16 protein-coding genes are annotated in these 16,455 nt (G+C 58.7%); 11 read left to right on the top strand and 5 right to left on the bottom strand.

The window, feature by feature from the left end; genetic code table 11:
- Positions 1 to 440 precede the first annotated feature (440 nt).
- Genes J3T93_RS05990 through ptsP form a run of 8 tightly spaced genes read left to right on the top strand, consistent with a single transcriptional unit; the run spans position 441 to position 7,025 of the window.
- A complete protein-coding gene (locus J3T93_RS05990; protein WP_267430938.1) occupies positions 441 to 1,955 on the top strand; it encodes a BglG family transcription antiterminator in 1,515 nt (504 codons plus the stop codon).
- The gene (locus tag J3T93_RS05985; protein WP_267430937.1) at positions 1,952 to 2,392 is read left to right on the top strand and encodes a PTS sugar transporter subunit IIA; all 441 of its coding nucleotides are present in this window, start codon (positions 1,952 to 1,954) and stop codon (positions 2,390 to 2,392) included. Before J3T93_RS05990 ends, J3T93_RS05985 begins: the two co-directional genes overlap by 4 nt.
- Positions 2,389 to 2,856: a PTS sugar transporter subunit IIA gene (locus J3T93_RS05980; RefSeq protein ID WP_267430936.1), complete on the top strand. Its 468-nt coding sequence runs from the start codon at positions 2,389 to 2,391 to the stop codon at positions 2,854 to 2,856. Before J3T93_RS05985 ends, J3T93_RS05980 begins: the two co-directional genes overlap by 4 nt.
- A 44-nt stretch (positions 2,857 to 2,900) precedes the next feature.
- Positions 2,901 to 3,212, top strand: a complete 312-nt coding sequence (locus tag J3T93_RS05975; protein WP_267430935.1) for a PTS fructose transporter subunit IIB — start codon at positions 2,901 to 2,903, stop codon at positions 3,210 to 3,212.
- Between the two features lie 37 nt (positions 3,213 to 3,249).
- Complete coding sequence (locus tag J3T93_RS05970) at positions 3,250 to 4,368, top strand: PTS fructose transporter subunit IIC (protein ID WP_267430933.1); 1,119 nt, start codon at positions 3,250 to 3,252, stop codon at positions 4,366 to 4,368.
- 26 nt (positions 4,369 to 4,394) lie between these two features.
- Entirely contained in the window at positions 4,395 to 5,144 is a 750-nt protein-coding gene (gene alsE / locus J3T93_RS05965) for a D-allulose 6-phosphate 3-epimerase (protein WP_267430932.1), read from the top strand.
- Between the two features lie 10 nt (positions 5,145 to 5,154).
- The gene (locus tag J3T93_RS05960) at positions 5,155 to 5,415 is read left to right on the top strand and encodes an HPr family phosphocarrier protein (protein WP_267430931.1); all 261 of its coding nucleotides are present in this window, start codon (positions 5,155 to 5,157) and stop codon (positions 5,413 to 5,415) included.
- Positions 5,412 to 7,025 carry a phosphoenolpyruvate--protein phosphotransferase gene (gene ptsP, locus J3T93_RS05955; protein ID WP_267430930.1) on the top strand — a complete coding sequence of 538 codons (1,614 nt, stop codon included), beginning with the start codon at positions 5,412 to 5,414 and terminating at the stop codon, positions 7,023 to 7,025. The genes J3T93_RS05960 and ptsP overlap by 4 nt, the downstream gene beginning before the upstream one ends.
- A 248-nt stretch (positions 7,026 to 7,273) precedes the next feature.
- Here the strand turns inward: ptsP and J3T93_RS05950 are convergent, their stop codons facing one another.
- Positions 7,274 to 8,305, bottom strand: coding sequence for a LacI family DNA-binding transcriptional regulator (locus tag J3T93_RS05950; RefSeq protein ID WP_267430929.1), 1,032 nt, complete (start codon positions 8,303 to 8,305; stop codon positions 7,274 to 7,276).
- Between the two features lie 275 nt (positions 8,306 to 8,580).
- Here J3T93_RS05950 and J3T93_RS05945 point away from each other — a divergent pair, with 275 nt between their 5' ends.
- The gene (locus J3T93_RS05945) at positions 8,581 to 9,360 is read left to right on the top strand and encodes an SDR family NAD(P)-dependent oxidoreductase (RefSeq protein WP_267430928.1); all 780 of its coding nucleotides are present in this window, start codon (positions 8,581 to 8,583) and stop codon (positions 9,358 to 9,360) included.
- A 118-nt stretch (positions 9,361 to 9,478) separates the two neighbouring features.
- On the top strand, positions 9,479 to 10,813 hold the full coding sequence (locus J3T93_RS05940) for a gluconate:H+ symporter (protein WP_267430927.1): 1,335 nt from the start codon (positions 9,479 to 9,481) through the stop codon (positions 10,811 to 10,813).
- A gap of 36 nt (positions 10,814 to 10,849) precedes the next feature.
- On the opposite strand, the gene J3T93_RS05935 is transcribed toward J3T93_RS05940, so the two are convergent.
- A complete protein-coding gene (locus J3T93_RS05935; protein ID WP_267430926.1) occupies positions 10,850 to 12,730 on the bottom strand; it encodes an ATP-binding cassette domain-containing protein in 1,881 nt (626 codons plus the stop codon).
- The gene (locus J3T93_RS05930) at positions 12,727 to 14,043 is read right to left on the bottom strand and encodes an ABC transporter permease (protein WP_267430925.1); all 1,317 of its coding nucleotides are present in this window, start codon (positions 14,041 to 14,043) and stop codon (positions 12,727 to 12,729) included. Before J3T93_RS05930 ends, J3T93_RS05935 begins: the two co-directional genes overlap by 4 nt.
- Before the next feature lie 209 nt (positions 14,044 to 14,252).
- On the opposite strand from J3T93_RS05930, the gene J3T93_RS05925 reads away from it, so the two are divergent.
- Positions 14,253 to 14,954, top strand: coding sequence for a TetR/AcrR family transcriptional regulator (locus J3T93_RS05925; protein ID WP_267401061.1), 702 nt, complete (start codon positions 14,253 to 14,255; stop codon positions 14,952 to 14,954).
- A gap of 117 nt (positions 14,955 to 15,071) precedes the next feature.
- On the opposite strand, the gene J3T93_RS05920 is transcribed toward J3T93_RS05925, so the two are convergent.
- Both J3T93_RS05920 and J3T93_RS05915 read right to left on the bottom strand, forming a co-directional pair.
- On the bottom strand, positions 15,072 to 15,458 hold the full coding sequence (locus tag J3T93_RS05920; protein ID WP_267401060.1) for a nuclear transport factor 2 family protein: 387 nt from the start codon (positions 15,456 to 15,458) through the stop codon (positions 15,072 to 15,074).
- A 124-nt stretch (positions 15,459 to 15,582) separates the two neighbouring features.
- Positions 15,583 to 16,455: a formate/nitrite transporter family protein gene (locus J3T93_RS05915; RefSeq protein WP_220236590.1), complete on the bottom strand. Its 873-nt coding sequence runs from the start codon at positions 16,453 to 16,455 to the stop codon at positions 15,583 to 15,585.

Raw genomic sequence — 16,455 nt, 5'->3', positions numbered from 1 at the left:
CGATTCAGGTTGTGGCCAGGTGCCTGGTGGATTGTATCGATACCAGACAGAGCATTGGCCATGCTGCAACATCCTGTGCGGTGACATGCCGATCAGGGAAGCCCTGATTGACGGAGCATGATTGAGTAATGAGTAGTGTAAGTACATGGTTGTAGTCCGCCCAGGTGTTTTCTGATTCGTAGATAGCGAGACCAGAGTCAAGCAGGTCTTCGGTGGTTGATCGGGTCGGACACACAGTAGCAGTAAGTGTGATCGGCATCCTGCCGAAACACGGAATGGAAATTCAGAAGCGGTATTGCTCATACCGGTTCTGATTGGTGAGACAGCAGGCGGGGCGGTCTGCATTCATACGTCCCCTATCAACGGACTTAAGACAACATTACACACCAGTCTCGGTGGACCTCAACCAACTTACTCTTTCTTGTAAAGGAGGTTGGGCGATGGAGACCGGATTCAAGAAGTCGCTGATTGGGTATTTGCTCAATCGTCGCGATTTCGTTCGTGGATCGGAGCTCTCGTCTGCTCTCAAAGTATCGACCAAGACCATCTCCCGGGCCGTCAGACAGATCAACCAGCAGATCAACCAGCAAAGCGGTCAGCATGGACTTATCGAGGCCAAGCGCGGTCGTGGGTACCGGTTGCGCAATCCGGATGCTGTTTCCCTCGGTGACGTAGGATATGCCTTAGGTGACGCCAACATCGATGTCAGCCATCTTTCATCCATTGAACGTCGCGATGAAATCGTCAAGCGTCTGTTGATCACGGCACCACAGAAGTATCGGATGAGCGAGCTGTGGGGGAAGTACTATATCGGCGACTCCTCCATGTCCACCGACTTGCGCTCGCTGCGCCTGATACTGGGCAGGTTTCGTCTGTCCCTGGAACGAGTCAGCGGGTATGTCTGGGTCGAGGGTGCCGAAGCGGATATCCGGCGGGCCATCAGCAGCCTTTTCGTCGATGAGGGCGACCTGGCTAACCATCAATTCATGCAGCCAAACCAGAGCATAGAGCAGCGCGATGCCGCCTTCGTCAACAAGCAACTTGATCTGATCGAGGAGCTGATCCATGCGGAGATTCCCTACCCTTACCGGGTTAACATCTTCACCCACCTGTACATACTCATAGAACGCTTTCGCAGGGTGGGTTCCCTGATGGAGGACACGTCCTGTCCGGAGGGTTACGGCGGGCCGGAGGAGCATTCCAAGGTCATGGACGTGTGCCGGTCCGTGATTGAAAACGTCAAGATGTACCTGGACGCCGACCTTCCAGATGCCGAGATCTACTACCTCTACCAGTATCTGACCTCCTCAAGGATCGAAGGTGGCCTTTCGGCCCCGGCTGAGATTCCTGAAGAGGTGCGCTCGGCTACCCAGTATCTGATCGGGCAGGTGGCGCTAGATCCCCGCTATAGGGATATCGATAGCCGAGAGTTATTCTCCGGTCTGGCCAAGCACATGAAGCCCCTCCTGAATCGGCTGCAGAACAAGATCAAGGTCAACAACAACCTGCTGGAGCAGATTCGCCTGGAGTACCCCCACCTTTTCCAGACGGTCCAGGATGCCACGAACGGGTTGGAGAATCGTTTCGGGCTCAACCACATCGACGAGGAGGAGGTCGGGTTCATCACGGTCTATTTTGCGCAGGCAGTCGAGAACCTGCGCACGCCTGTCAATATCCTGCTGGTCTGCACCACAGGCCTGGGCACGGCACAGCTGCTCCGTTCCAAGATCGAACGTCGGTTCTCCGACCTGAACATCGTGGAGACGGTGGCGATCAAGGACATCGACACCGCGCTGGACGCGCACCCTGAAATCGGCCTGGTGGTCTCGACTGTCGGTCTCCCCGAGAGCCTGACCATGCCCACGCTGGTTGTCAGCGCCATGCTGACCATCGAGGATCAGGAACGGCTTGAGCGTATGGCCGATCAGATTCGCGGCGGGGAGGCTGGTCGATGAAAACGATTATGGAATGGGAGCCTGATCTGGGCAAGACATCAATCGATGTTTTTGAACTCCTTGATTGGGTGATTGGCTACCTGTCCGATCTTGGATTGGTCAAGGAGCCGAACCGTCTCCGTGAGCGGCTGATGGACCGTGAAGCCGCAGGCAGCACCCTGGTCGGGATCAATCTGGCCAACCCCCATGCGCAGCTATCCGAGGTCAGCGAATGCCTCATTTTCTATATCAAATTGTGCGACCCAATCCTGAACTGGGACGGTAGGCATGACGTGGACCGGATTCTGGTTACTCTCCTGCCGGAGAAGCCCGACGGCAGGGACCTGTTGAGATTGCGGATGCTTTACCGACGGATGGCCGATGAGGCCTTCATGAATGTGCTTCAGTCGGGCACGGATACAGATGTTCAGCAGATATTACTGACAGAAGGGAAATGATTGTGGATTCAGCACCACTCAGTGAGGCGATCGATGCACGGACAGTGGTCACCGGACTCAAGGCCGATACCAAGGAAGAGGTATTCGCGGAATTGGCTCAGCGACTGCATGATGCCGGATACATAGATTCGGTGGATGAGTTCCTCAAGGCCATTCGTGAGCGCGAAGCCCAGGGTGCCACGGGTATCGGCGAGCACGTGGCCATACCTCACGGCAGGAGTGACACCGTGAAGAGGAACGGGGTCGCCATCGCCATACTCGATCACGAGATCGAGTGGGAATCGTTGGATGACACCGGTGCCAAGGTGGTGGTCCTCTTTGCTGTCGGTGCTGATGATAAGGGTTCCAAACGGCACCTTCATCTGCTTTCTGAATTCGCACGCAAGCTCGCCAAGGCCAACGTTGTCCGTGATCTTCTCCAGGCGACCAGCCAGGACCAGGTCATAGCGGCCCTGACCAAATGAGGCATTGCCAATACGGAAAAAGAAGAAAGAGGGAGCAATCAACTATGAAGATCGTTGGGGTGACTGCATGCACCATCGGCATTGCACACACGTATCTGGCCCAACAGAAGCTGGAGGATGCGGCCAAGGCCGCGGGTGATGACATCAAGGTTGAAACCCAGGGCACCATCGGTATCGAGAATGCTTTGACGGCGGAAGACATCGAGCAGGCGGATGTGGTCATCCTGGCCATTGATATCAAGATCGCCGACGAGGAGCGTTTCAAGGGGAAGAAAGTGGTCAAGGTCTCCACGGAAACCGCCATCAAGTCCCCCAACAAGCTGATCGCCAAGCTTCACGAAATCACCGGAAAGTAAACCGAGCGGACGCAACCATGCGGACAAGGAAGTCATCATGAAACAATTTATGAAGAAGGCCAACTTCAAGGGCCACCTCTTGACGGCCATTTCCTACATGATTCCGATTGTATGTGGTGCCGGCTTCATCATCGCTATCGGTATGGCATTCGGCGGCAAGACCCAGGACAGTCTGGTCATGGGGAAGTTCGACTTCTTCCAGGCGCTGGCCACACTGGGCGGCAAGGCTCTGGGCCTTCTGCCCGTCATCATCGCCACCGGAATCGCCTTTTCAATTGCCGGCAAGCCCGGCATCGCGCCCGGCTTCGTGACCGGCCTGGCGGCAGTGGCCATCAGCGCCGGTTTCATCGGAGGCATTATCGGCGGATACATCGGAGGCTGGCTGGCCTTTGCCGTACTCAAGTATGTCAAGGTGCCGAGCTGGGCCAAGGGACTCATGCCCACCCTGATCGTGCCCTTCTTGGCATCCCTTCTGAGCGGCCTGATCATGGTCTATATTGTTGGTACCCCCGTGGCCTGGTTCACCACCTGGCTGACCAACCTGCTGACCAGCATGAACGGCACCTCCAACCTGATCTTCGGTGGTGTCTTGGGCGCGCTCAGCATCGTCGATTTCGGCGGTCCCATCAACAAGACGGCCTTCGCCTTCTCCCTGACCCTCCAGGCCCAGGGCATCAACGGCCCCGTCACCGCCCTCCAGTTGACCAACACCGCAACCCCCATCGGCTTCGGTTTCGCCTACCTGGTGGCCAAGCTCCTGCGCAAGCGGATCTACACCCATGAAGAAGTCGAGACCTTGAAGTCGGCCGTGCCCATGGGCGTGGTCAACATTGTCGAAGGTTCGATCCCCATCGTCATGAATGACCTGGTCAGGGGCATCGTGGCCGCCGGTCTTGGTGGTATGTGCGAGGGGGCCATCCTCATGTCCCTCTCCGACGGCAAGGGTGCCACCGTTCCCTTCGGCGGCTTCCTGATGCTGCCGACCATGGGTGCCAAGTGGTGGGTCGGCCTCCTGGCCATCGCCGTCAACATTCTGGTGACCGGTATCGTCTACGCCCTGATCAAGAAGAACATCCCCGAAGGTGCTGATGAGCCCGTGGCCGCCGGAGCCGAGGATGAAGAGGATCTGAACCTGGACGATATCCAGGTAATGTGAACCAATCAAAGGAAATGCAATCCATAATGACAGCCACAAACACACAGGCATTGGTAACGCGTTCGCGGCGGATTCAACTGGCCCCCTCGCTGATGACCATGGATCTGGATCAGTTCAGGGAGCAGATCGGCTTCCTGAACAGCAGGGTCAACCTCTACCACATCGACATCATGGATGGTCACTTCGTGCCCAACATCACCCTGTCACCGTGGTTCATCGAGCAGACGCGCAAGATCTCCGATCTGCCCATGTCGGCCCATCTGATGGTGACCGACGCCCCCTTCTGGGTCCAGCAGCTGATTGACATCAAGTGCGAGATGATCTGCATTCCGGTCGAGGTCTCCAACGGGGTGGCCTTCCGGTTGATCGACCAGATCCACGATGCCGGTCTCAAGGCCGGCATGGTGCTCAACCCGGAGACCCCGGTCGAGACCATCCTGCCCTATATCGACCTGTTGGACAAGGTCACCATCATGACCATCGATCCGGGGTTCGCCGGGCAGCGCTTCCTGTCCGTCTGCCTGGACAAGATCGTCCAGCTGCGCAAGATGCGAGACGAACACGGTTACGGTTATCAGATCGAGATGGACGGGTCCACCAACCTGGCTCACTGGAAGCTGATTTCGGATGCGGACCCGGACATCTACGTAATCGGCCGCTCCGGCCTGTTCGGCCTGACCGAACGGATCGAGGACTCCTGGAATCAGATGGTCCGCGAATATGAGGAATCCACGGGCTACAGGTTCGACAACGGCTGTTACGTCAGCCAGAACTGAGGAGGAAACCATGGCAACTGAGTTCACCTTTACCATTTCCGATCCTGAGGGCATGCATGCCAGGCCCGCTGGAAGGCTGGTCGAGGAGGCGCAGAAGTACCGGTCCTCCATCATTTTGGATGACAATGGCACCACGGCGGACGCCAAGCGCATCTTTGCGGTCATGGCCTTGGGGGCGAAGCAGGGCGACGTGATTGACGTGACCGTCGATGGTCCGGACCAGGACAAGGCAGCGGAGGAACTCCAGGCCTTCTTCAAGGAGAATCTATGAGGGAGCTGAAAGGTACCGGCGTCTCGGCCGGCATCGCCATCGGCCCCATCAAGGTACTGGAGGAGGCCGGTCAGGTGGAACGTCGCACGGTTGACGACCCCCAGGCCGAAATTGAGCGCTTCCACCAGGCTCAGCAGGTCTCCATGGACCAGCTGGCCAAGCTTCGCGAGGATACCGCAGCCAGAATCGGCGAGGACAAGGCTGAACTCTTCGACACCCATCGGCTCATGCTCAAGGATCCGGATTATGTGGAGGGGATCGAGGGGCAGATCCGGTCGGACAAGGTCAACGCCGAGTTCGCAGTGGATGCCACCGCGCAGAGGTTTGCTGATATGTTCGCCGCCATGGACTCCCCGTATATGCAGGCCCGAGCGGCCGATGTGAAGGATGTCTCCCGGCGACTGATCGATAATCTGGGTTCAGGGGTCCAGGCAGGGCAACAGGACCAGGCGACCATCATCATGGCTTCCGACCTGGCCCCCAGCCAGACCGCACAGATGGACCCCTCCCAGGTGCTCGGCTTCGCCACCAGCCAGGGCTCGGCCAACTCACATACCGCCATCCTGGCCAGGACCATGGGGTTGCCGGCCGTCATCGGCCTTGGTCAGAGTCCCAGGCCCGAGGACCAGGGGCTGACCGCCATCGTGGATGGTGGCCAGGGCCTGGTGCTGATCGACCCTGACAAAGAGACCCTGGGGTCCTACGAGGCACGGCAGCGGGAGTACCGGGAACGCATGCAGCGTCTCCAGGAACTCAAAGGCAAGCCCACCAGGACCAAGGAGGGCCAGGAGGTCCATCTTTATGCAAACATCGGGAGGCCTTCGGACCTGGATGCAGTAGAAGCCAACGATGCCGAGGGGGTCGGTCTCTTCCGCAGCGAGTTCCTCTACCTGGAAAGCGATGACTTCCCGACTGAGGAGTTCCAGTTCCAGGCCTATAAGGAGGTCGCCCAGCGGATGGGTGACAAGCCGGTCATCATCCGCACCTTGGATATCGGTGCCGACAAGCAGGTCGGGTACTTCGGTCTGGAGCAGGAGGCCAATCCTGCCCTGGGATACCGGGCCATCCGTATCTGCCTGACCAGGCCGGAGATCTTCAAGGTGCAGCTCAGGGCCATCCTGCGGGCTTCCGCCTTCGGTAACATCGCGATCATGCTCCCCATGATCACCTCCACCGCCGAGGTCGACCAGGCCAGGGGCATCATCGATCAGGTCAAGAGTGAGTTGCGTGATAAGGGTGTGGACTTCAAAGAGGATATCCAAGTGGGTATCATGATCGAGACCCCGGCCTCGGTCATCATGGCTCCCGAGTTGGCCCGGAAGGTGGACTTCTTCTCCATCGGGACCAACGATCTGACCCAGTACACCCTGGCATGCGACCGACAGAATCCAAACCTGGGGCAGTTCGCCGACCCGCACTCGCCGGCGGTTCTGCGCATGATTCACATGACCGTGGACGCGGCCCACCGTGCCGGCATCTGGTGTGGCATATGTGGTGAGCTGGGTGCTGATCGGGCCCTGACCGAGACCTTCCTGGATGACGGTCTGGACGAACTTTCGGTATCTCCGACAAGCGTCCTGCCGGTCAGGGAGGCTATTCGCTCCCGCTGATTGCGATATTCGGATTGAGAGCCGGGAAACCCCTGATTCGAATCAGATCCCAATGGGGACTTCTTGACGGAAGCCCCCATTCTCATATTCGGCAAACAGTTGGCAGTCCAGATTCCGCGCATTCGCAATGATTCATGAAACCAAGGGGCTGTCGTCGGGTCAGATTCGTCCAGACGGTTATGCGTCTGATTGATGTGGAATTTGCTGCCGGGTGCACGGCGAGAGTATGGGCCAACTCTCTCGGTTCGTCAAATCGATGATGCGGGTACATCCCTGACGGGTAGGACAAGGTTTCTGCTGACTTGGTAGGGGTCCTGATTCCCGGCGGCTGCCTCCATCTGCCGGCAGAGGTTGGTCGCGGCCTGCTCGCCCAGTGCCGTCGGGTCCTGTTCCAACAGGTAAATGCCCTTCTGCACATACTGGGACCATTCCCAATCGTCGAAACTGACCAGGCCGAGGTCATCGGGGAAGTCCAGCTTCAGCCGCTTCAGGGATGTCAGCGCTCGGAAGAGGAGTGGCCCCATCAGTGATACCAGCAGGGTTCGGGATCCGGTCTTCTGTGCGGACCCACCGATCTCATCGCCCAGTCTATCGTCGAGCCAGTTTGCATCGTGGTCGCCAACTTCGATGCGGATCGCCCGCTTCTTGAGTGCCTGGGCGGCCCTGGTGAATCCGTCGGCGCGGATGGTCTGAGCGGATATCTGACTCATGACCCTGGTGAGGACGATCACCTTGTCGTAGCCCTCCGACAGTAGGCGGGACCCCAGGGAGAAACAGGAGTCGAAGTTGTCGCTGGTGACCTTGCTGATGTGGTGGGGCTGGTCGTCTATCTCCCTGTCGACCATGACCAGGGGGAGCTGTGAATCGGTGATGGTCTCATAGTTCCTGAAGTCCCGAGCGTCCGGCTGGATGATCAGCCCGTCGACCTGCTGGGACTGGAGACGGGTGATTTCGTCCCTCTCCTGATCAACGGAATTGTTGGAGTTCATCAGCATGACATCATATCCCGCTGGTTGCAGGACGTTGTAGATTCCCTTGAAAAGCAGGGAGGAGAAGACGTTGGAAATGTCGCCGACAATGACGCCTACAATCATGCTCTGACGGCGCCTCATCTGCCTGGCTGAGGCACGGGGTGAATAATGCAACCTGTCGATTGTGGTCTGGATGCGTGCGCGCGTCTCTGCACTCATCTTGCCGTAGTTGCCATTGATGAAACGGGAAACGGTGGTAACGGATACACCTGTTTCATGAGCGATGTCCGCTATGGTGGCTTTGCCCATTCCGTCCTCCTGGAGCCTTACGGCGTGATGGTCTTGTACGTCTCAGGCTAGCCCATTTATTGGATTGATCGGTTGGCCGCCCGGTTATCTTGCCTCGGTGAGGGGGATCCGATTTGACATAGTGAAAAGAGTCATGTATACCTTTAGGTAATCGATACACCTATGGAAACGAAGTAGTTTTAACCATGTAGGTTATCGATACACTATAGACATTAAACCATGCTGGCCGGAGCCCATATGGCCTGCCGACCCGAAGCCGAGGGAAAGGAAAGTCCATGGTGGACGAGGACTTCTCGTTGAAGAGCTTTGACCTGACCGATAAGGTCATCATCATTACTGGTGGGGCCAGCGGACTTGGGGAGTACTACACCCAAGCCGTCACCCAGGTAGGGGCCGATGTCCTGGTCGTCTCCAACACCGAGACCAATTGGGGGAAGATGGAAAGATACGTGAAGGCCCATGGGCGACGGGTCGTCTTCCTCAGGCAGGACATCACCGAGGAAGGGGCCGCTGAAAAGGTGGTCGACACCGCCCTGAAGGAGTTCGGCAGGATTGATGTGCTGATCAACAACGCTGGTATGCAGCGCCGTCATCCCCTGGAGGAATTCCCGGACGAGGACTGGCGCGCGGTGATTGACCTGAACCTGAATGCCCTGTACTACCTTTCCCACGAGGTCGCCAAGGTGATGATGAAGCAACGGTCGGGCAAGATCATCAACGTGGGTTCCATGCAGTCCTACAGGGCCGGTAAGTTCATCTTTCCCTATGCGGCCAGTAAGCATGCGGTTCTGGGGCTGACCAGGGCCTACGCGGACGCCCTGGCCCCCTATAACGTCCAGGTCAACGGCATAGCCCCCGGATACATCAATACCCCCATGACCAAGGCCCTGCAGGAGGATCCCGTCCGCAGTGTCGAGATTCGCGACCACATCCCCGCTGGGCATTGGGGTGAGCCCGTGGAGCTCAAGGGAACCATGGTTTTCCTCTGCTCCAAGGCCTCCGACTACGTGACCGGTGTGATGATTCCCGTGGACGGGGGATACCTTCTGCGTTGATCATGCCCGACCGGGGAATAGCGATATCAGCCCGGTCGAGGCCCTTGCCCGCCCCGGAGTCGATGTGGATTCCGGGTTTTACAGGGTGTGATTGTCATCAAATCCGAAAGAGCATCTCATGAAACTTCTCATAGTCGCCTGCGCCGTCGCAGTGCTGATATTTCTTATCGTCAAGGTCAAACTCAACACTTTCGTCTCCCTTATCATCACCTCGATCCTCGCAGCCTTGGTCCTGCAAATACCGTCCGACAAGATTCCCACCACCATTGAAACGGGTATAGGCGGACAGCTGGGCCATTTGGCCATCATCTTTGGATTCGGCTCCATGCTTGGGAAGCTGGTTTCCGATTCCGGCGGCGGCCACCGCATCGCCATGACCCTGATCGACCGATTCGGACGCAAACGAATCCAGATAGCAGTCGTTCTCGCCTCCTTCATCGTCGGTCTCGCCCTCTTCTTCGAGGTTGGGCTGGTCGTCCTTCTCCCCATTATTTTCGTCATCGCCCGCGAGTTGGACATGCCCCTGATGTACCTGGGCATTCCCATGGCTGCCACCCTCAACGTGACCCATGCCTTTCTGCCGCCCCACCCCGCGCCGACGGCCATCACAGCCACCCTGGGAGCCAATATGGGTCAGGTGCTGATCTACGGCATCATCGTCTCCGTTCCCACGGTGATTGTGGCAGGCCCACTCTTCAATTCCTTCCTGCACAAGGTGTGCCCCTCCATATACCACAAGAACATTGATGTGGCCGTTCTGGGGGATTTCAGGGAATTCGAGGAGAAGGATACTCCCCGCTTCTGGATCAGCGTCCTGACTTCCATGATGCCGGTCATCCTGATTGTCGTGGCTACCATCTGCTCCTTCGTCCTGCCCAAGGCCACCCTGGTAGGCAGGGTTGTAGCTTTCATCGGAGCCCCGGATATTGCCATGCTGCTCTCCCTCTGCTTCGCCGTCTGGTCTATGGGATATGCGCGTGGCAAGCGGATGCCTGAAATCGCGGGTTCGATGGCTGAATCCGTCAAGCAGATCGCCATGATGCTCCTTATCATCGGTGGCGGTGGTGCCTTCAAGCAGGTCCTGGTAGATGGAGGCATATCCGATTACATATCCACCATGTTCGCCAACATCAACATGCCTCCCCTGATTGCCGCCTGGTTGGTGGCGGCGGTTCTCAGGGTCTGCCTGGGTTCCGCAACCGTCGCGTCCCTGACCGCCGCAGGCCTTGTGGCACCCCTGATGGCCATGTCGCCGGTCAACCCGGCACTGATGGTTCTGGCCGTGGGCGCCGGTTCGGTTGTGGCTGACCATGTTAACGATGCGGGCTTCTGGATGATCAAGGAGTACTTCGGTCTCAGTCTCAAGGAGACCTTCATGTCATGGACCTCGGTGACCACGGTCCTTTCCGTGACAGGTCTGGCTTCCGTCCTTTTGCTCTCGCTGGTGGTCTGAACGGAAGCCAGTGCCTCTGTATGGCACAGGATCGGATCATCCCCTGAGGGACTGGTCCTGTGCCGGCTGGGAGGTGAGTGTGAGGATCTCATCCAGCCGGGCCGGCGACCTGGTCAGTTCATAGGCGGTCCCGAGAGGTTTCAGGACCTCCTTCACTCTGTTTTCGTCAGCGTCGATGGCGCGGAGAGTGCGTCCGTCCATGGAGACAGGCAGGCCTGCTGCGGTCAGAAGCTTCAGCGCCTGCTCCCATTCCTCCGTCTTGATGACCAGGGAGTGGTGGCCGCCGACAATCTGCTCCACGTCGCCCCTCGCCTGGACCTGGCCATGTGCCAAGACCACGCATTGGTCGCATTGGCTGGCTTCGGCCATGTAATGGGTGGTGACCAGGACACCTACGCCCTGATCGGCCTTCCGGTGGAGTTCACGCCAGAGCCTCATGCGGGAGACGGGATCCATCCCTGAGGTTGGCTCGTCCAGGATGAGCAGGTCCGTGTCATGGCCGGCGGCCAGGGTGTAGGCAAGCAGCCGTTGGGCACCCAGGGGCAGATTGCCCACCGGCGTCCGGCCCAGGGAGCGGGCGTACTTGGCGGTCCATCCCTGTGGGCTTGTGCCGTAAACGTCAGCTGTGAACTGTGCGTTCTGCCATGCCGTGAGGGTGGGGTAGAGCCCCATGCCTTGGGGAACGTAGCCGATTCGTCTGCGTGATTCCAAGGAAGGGGGCCCGCCAAGCAGGAGGGTGGATCCCTGGTTGGCCTGTTCCAGCCCCAGGAGAATGCGCATGAGCGTGGTTTTCCCCGCACCATTCCCACCGATCAGACCGATGATCTGACCGGGCTTGACTTGGAGGGAGACATCGTTCAGGGCTGTGAAGGATCCGAACTGCTTGACCATGTCCGTGGCCTGGATCAGTACCCGATCCGTGGTGTTTCCTGGACCTTTTCCACCAGGTTCGCCAGGTTCCCCGCCTGGCTGGCGGTGATTGGGGGTGTCCACATTCGGTGCCGCGGCCCGGGGTTTGATCGGCAGTCCGCTCTGGTCATCCTGGAGCAGATAGGCGATGCTGGCGTTTTCCAAGTCGAAATCGGTCCTAGTGAACCCTTCCGGGGTCCTCTCATCACCTGCTGCGGTCCAGGCCAGAGCCGTATCGGCCCTGCGCCAGTTGTGGAAGGCCGAGGGGGCGGGCCTGTCCTGGAGACTGGATCCGAAGAACGAATCCCGGGTCATTTGCTTCCCGACCGAAGCCGGGGCCTGCCAGAGTCTGCCGGGGGCCTTGGCACAGATGTCCTCGGCCCTGCCTTGGGCAAGAACCTTGCCGTCGTTCATCAGATAAAGGCTGGCGCACCGTTCGGCCTCGTCCAGATAGGTGGTGGCGAAGACCACCGTCTTTCCATCCGCCGCCTGGGCCGAGATCAGGGTCCAGATTCCTTCGCGGCTGGCGGGGTCGACCCCGGTCGTCGGCTCATCCAGGAGCAGGAGGTCGGGCTCATGCAGGGCGGCCATGATGAAGCCGAGCTTCTGACGCATTCCTCCGGACAGGTTCCGTCCCGTCGTATCTCGGGCATAGGTGAGGCCGGCGTCGGCCAGGAGGCCTTCTATTCTGTTCCGAGCCAGGCTGGAATCCATCCGATAGGCCGAGGCGATGAAACGCATGTTCTCGATGACCGACATGTCGCGCCAGACGCCCGAATCCGCAGGCTGATACCCTATGTCCTTCTTGTCGGGCAGGCCGTGGACGCTTCCTGATTGCAAAGGGGCCCGTCCGGCCAGCAGCTTGAGCAGGGTGGATTTGCCTGCCCCGTCCCCACCGGTCAATGCCGTTACCTGGCCGGGGAGGAAGCTCCCGGAGAATCCCTGGAGGGCATGGATGACCCCGTAGGAGACCCTGGCCTTGTCGAGGGTTACAGGCTCACGGTTCATCGTGCACCCCCATGGGTCAGCACATTGCGCAGCCGCAGAGTGGCGGCTGAGAAGATGACGGCGGCCTCACCAGCCAGGATGACCAGTGGAAGCCAGAGGGATCCCCAGGAGGCACCGCGCAGCATGGTGCCCTGGGCCAGTTCGTTGAACCAGGTGAGTGGCAGGAGGTAGCCGATCCAGCGCACCGAGGCGGCCATGGACTCCAGGGGGAAGATGATGCCACTCAGCAGCATCTGCGGCATGACCAGCATCATGGCCATCTGTACGGCCTGACCTGAGTTCTGTGACACGGTTGAGATGAAGATGCCCAGTCCCAGGACCACAAAAAGGAAGAGTAAGGTCCCTAGCAGGAAGACCCAGATATCACCTCGGAAGGGCAGGTCGAAAACGGCCATGCCAATCAGCGTGATGATGGCCATGTCGATCAGGGCCAGAAGCAGGTAGGGGGCGATCTTGCCGATGATGACCGCTCCGGGCTTCAGAGGCATGACCGCCAGCTGTTCCAAGGTGCCCTGCTCGCGCTCGCGGACCAGGCCGATGCTGGTGATCATGGTGCCGATCAGGGTCATGATCAGGCCAATCAGTCCGGGAATCATAACGAAGGAGGTCTTCAGGTCCGGGTTGAAGAGGACGGTCACGTTGTCCTCTCCCGTCTCGGTTGCACTTGCCGGGTCGGGCAGGTCGGCTTCCGGTACCTGAACCGGATCCAACTGCGGTGGGGCAGGCATGGGCGGGGCGGGTTGGCCCTGAGTCGTAGCGGCCTGTGCCTGGCTCTGGTAATTCTGCATCTGTCTCAGATAGTCCTGCAGGCCCTGCTTCTCCTGCTGGGCCGCAGCCTTGCGGGATTCCATGGCCTGCGATCTGGTGGCGGCTATCTGGTCCTTGGCCTCCTCGGCGTTCAGCTGGAGGAAAGTTCGTTTGGCGGACTGTGCAGCGAAGAGGCCGGAACCATCAAGATACACCTTGGTCCGGTTGGAAAGCAGATCCTTGCCCTGGTCCTGCTGGTCCTCCCTGACGACGATGACGGCATCGACCTTCCTGTCTCTGAGCAGGCTTGTGGCATCCTTTTCGCCGTGCTGCGTCGGATCCACGGTGACGATATCCATGCCGTCCTTGGCGGCGTCAAAACCCTTGACCTTCTCGGACACGGATTGGGCCCCGTCGCCGATGACGGCAACGGAGATCCTGTCAACTGAGAAATTGGCGGCGTATCCGAAGATGAACAGGAGCAGGATGGGCATGGCTATCAGCATGGCAACCGTGCGCTTGTCGCGCATCAGCTCTCTGAATTCCTTGATGATCAGCGCCTTCACGGTGCACCTCCTTATTGGTGAATCAAGCGAGCGGCCATACGCCGGGAAGCCGACCCCGGTCTGACCGTTGCACAGGGAATCATGACGAAGCTATTAATTCCTTGGTTGGCGAATAAAATCATAGCACTATATTCATCAAGCGGTGAATATTGTTTTTTCTTGATAGACTGACCGGGTGCGGTGATACCCAATAAGGAGAAGCGATCGGAATGGCAGAGAAATCAGCTCGTGAGGGAATCAGCCGGAAAGAAGCTTCGGAATCTCATGAGGTTGAGGTTTCCGCAACATCTCTGCGTCACCGACGTGGCCGACCCGGAGGAAAGAGGGCGTCAACAACCTATGATGATATCCTCTCGGCGGCGAGATATGAGTTTTCGCGTCAGGGCTTCGACAAGGTAACCCTGCGGGCCATTGCCCGCCGTGCAGGCTGCGACCCCAAGCTCATCCACTACTATTTCGGCGGTAAGGACGAGCTCTTCACCAAGGCGGCACAGCAGATCATCGGGGATAGCCATCTCCTCGACCTGTTCATTCAGCAGGACGCCAAGCGTGCGTCCTCCGTAGATGGCTCCTTGGGCGTTACCTTGATAAGGGCCTTTCTGAAGTTCATGGAAACGACCGAACCTGGCGAGGCCTACCTTTCGCTCGTGCGCAATGCGGGCCGGGACGACCACGCCCGAGACCTGATGGTCGCCCTGGTACGAGGGGAGCTGACCAGTGACCGGCTCAAAGCCATCAAAACCGACAGGATCGAAAAACGCATGGTGCTGGTGGGGTCGCAGATGCTTGGTTTAATAATAGCCCGCGATGTTTTCCGGGTGGAGCCCTTGGCTTCGATGTCGCCTGGTGCGCTGGCTCGTATCATCGGTCCCACGCTGGATCGATATCTCTACGCCGACCTGTGCTGGTGAGTTCGCGCCAAGGAACAGGTCCGCAGGTCTCGCGGCCAGATGGCGGCGGAACCTGCGGGACATCTTCGGTTGAAGGCGCCTGATTGCCGGGAGGATGCAGGCCGATCAACGTATCTGTCAGAACAGGCCGTTTCCGTTCCGGGATTGTATGCCTTCTACATTGTGCTCGATGACGTCCCAGTGCTCAGCCAGCTGGCCGTCCTGCAGCCGGTAGATGTCGCAGACCTTGTTGACATGGCCGTTCTTCAGCGTGCACTTGAAGAAGACGTACACCATGTCGTCCTCGCCGTTCAGCCTGATGATCTCGATTTGCGGGCCCAAGGACAGGAAGCCCTTGATGAATTCCAGGAAGCCTGCCTTCCCGTCGGCGCAGGTGGGGTTGTGCTGGATATAGTCGTCCCGCATGAACCTGTCAATGTTGCTGGTATCTCCTCGGCTGAAGACCTGGTCGTAAAATACCTGCACCAGGGATTTGTTGGCTGTCGTCTCGCTTTCGGTCATCATGAACCTCCACTTTCTGCCTGTACATAGGCTTTCGAGTTTCTTCATGATAGGTGTTTTCGCTCAGGCTAGTAAGCACATCCGAAATCACGTTGAGCAGGTGGGTAGTGGCTGACGGGAAGTGGTCTCAGGCCTTGAACCGGCGCTCATCGTTCATGGTGGCGAAGTTCAGGCCGATCAGGATGCCGCCGCCTACGTAGTTGCCCAGCATGGCCACCAGGACCACCAGGATCGCCTTCCAGGCATTGACCTGCCCGAAGACGCCCAGGATAAGGAAGAGGGCCGAATCCGCTATCGAGTGCTCGAACCCGCAGAAGGCGAAGACGAAGACGGCCACGACCATGATGATGCACTTGGTGAAGTCGTTGGAAAGCTTGCCGTTGTAGACCATGAGCATGGCGATGTTGATGCAGAAGTTGCACAGGATGCCACGTACGAACAGGTCGGCGAACCCCATAGGGCCGCCGGAGATGTAGCCGGTCTTGGTCGCCGCGGCTGTCAGCATCTGGTCCAGGGTCGGCCCGCTAACGATAGATGAAAAACGGAGGATCACGGCCACGACCAGGGCTCCTGCCAGGTTGCCCAGAAGGCAGAGGACCAGGATCCGCAGGGAGGCCAGCCAGCCCAGGCGCTTGTGATAGGCGCCTATGGTGACCACCATCATGTTGGAGGTCAGCAGTTCGGAGTTGGTGTAGTAGATCAGGACCAGGGCCCAGCCGAAGGTGGTCGCCGCCAGAACACGGCCTGCCAGGATCAAGCCGTGGTCGGCGGGGTTTTGCCCGGCCTGACCCATGATGACGAAGAAGGCCGTGAAGAAGATACCCACAAAGAGGCCGGCCATGGTGGCTCGCTGCATGTACTTGCCGGTCAGGGCGCCGCTCATGGTCTTCTTGCTCTCAACCACGTCCAGGACGGTGCTGATGAAGGCCCGCCCGGGGAAGAGGGGCTGCCTGTTCTGCTGGTCTGTCATCTGATTGGGCTGCTCATTCACGGGGTTCAT

Origin of the sequence: Bifidobacterium sp. B4111, from assembly GCF_026537235.1 — a bacterium.
In the GTDB taxonomy this organism is placed as follows: domain Bacteria; phylum Actinomycetota; class Actinomycetes; order Actinomycetales; family Bifidobacteriaceae; genus Bombiscardovia.
Note: the sequence above shows the minus strand (reverse complement) of the source record. Positions and strands in the feature narration are given on the sequence as shown.

Excerpts from the sequence above, each read along its gene's own strand:
- J3T93_RS05920 (WP_267401060.1), bottom strand. The coding sequence starts at position 15,458 with ATGATGACCGAAAGCGAGACGACAGCCAACAAATCCCTGGTGCAGGTA.
- J3T93_RS05980 (WP_267430936.1), top strand. The coding sequence starts at position 2,389 with ATGATTGTGGATTCAGCACCACTCAGTGAGGCGATCGATGCACGGACA.
- J3T93_RS05990 (WP_267430938.1), top strand. The coding sequence starts at position 441 with ATGGAGACCGGATTCAAGAAGTCGCTGATTGGGTATTTGCTCAATCGT.
- J3T93_RS05970 (WP_267430933.1), top strand. The coding sequence starts at position 3,250 with ATGAAACAATTTATGAAGAAGGCCAACTTCAAGGGCCACCTCTTGACG.
- J3T93_RS05960 (WP_267430931.1), top strand. The coding sequence starts at position 5,155 with ATGGCAACTGAGTTCACCTTTACCATTTCCGATCCTGAGGGCATGCAT.
- J3T93_RS05985 (WP_267430937.1), top strand. The coding sequence starts at position 1,952 with ATGAAAACGATTATGGAATGGGAGCCTGATCTGGGCAAGACATCAATC.
- J3T93_RS05925 (WP_267401061.1), top strand. The coding sequence starts at position 14,253 with ATGGCAGAGAAATCAGCTCGTGAGGGAATCAGCCGGAAAGAAGCTTCG.
- J3T93_RS05940 (WP_267430927.1), top strand. The coding sequence starts at position 9,479 with ATGAAACTTCTCATAGTCGCCTGCGCCGTCGCAGTGCTGATATTTCTT.
- J3T93_RS05935 (WP_267430926.1), bottom strand. The coding sequence starts at position 12,730 with ATGAACCGTGAGCCTGTAACCCTCGACAAGGCCAGGGTCTCCTACGGG.
- J3T93_RS05915 (WP_220236590.1), bottom strand. The coding sequence starts at position 16,455 with ATGAACCCCGTGAATGAGCAGCCCAATCAGATGACAGACCAGCAGAAC.
- alsE (WP_267430932.1), top strand. The coding sequence starts at position 4,395 with ATGACAGCCACAAACACACAGGCATTGGTAACGCGTTCGCGGCGGATT.
- J3T93_RS05945 (WP_267430928.1), top strand. The coding sequence starts at position 8,581 with ATGGTGGACGAGGACTTCTCGTTGAAGAGCTTTGACCTGACCGATAAG.
- ptsP (WP_267430930.1), top strand. The coding sequence starts at position 5,412 with ATGAGGGAGCTGAAAGGTACCGGCGTCTCGGCCGGCATCGCCATCGGC.
- J3T93_RS05975 (WP_267430935.1), top strand. The coding sequence starts at position 2,901 with ATGAAGATCGTTGGGGTGACTGCATGCACCATCGGCATTGCACACACG.
- J3T93_RS05950 (WP_267430929.1), bottom strand. The coding sequence starts at position 8,305 with ATGGGCAAAGCCACCATAGCGGACATCGCTCATGAAACAGGTGTATCC.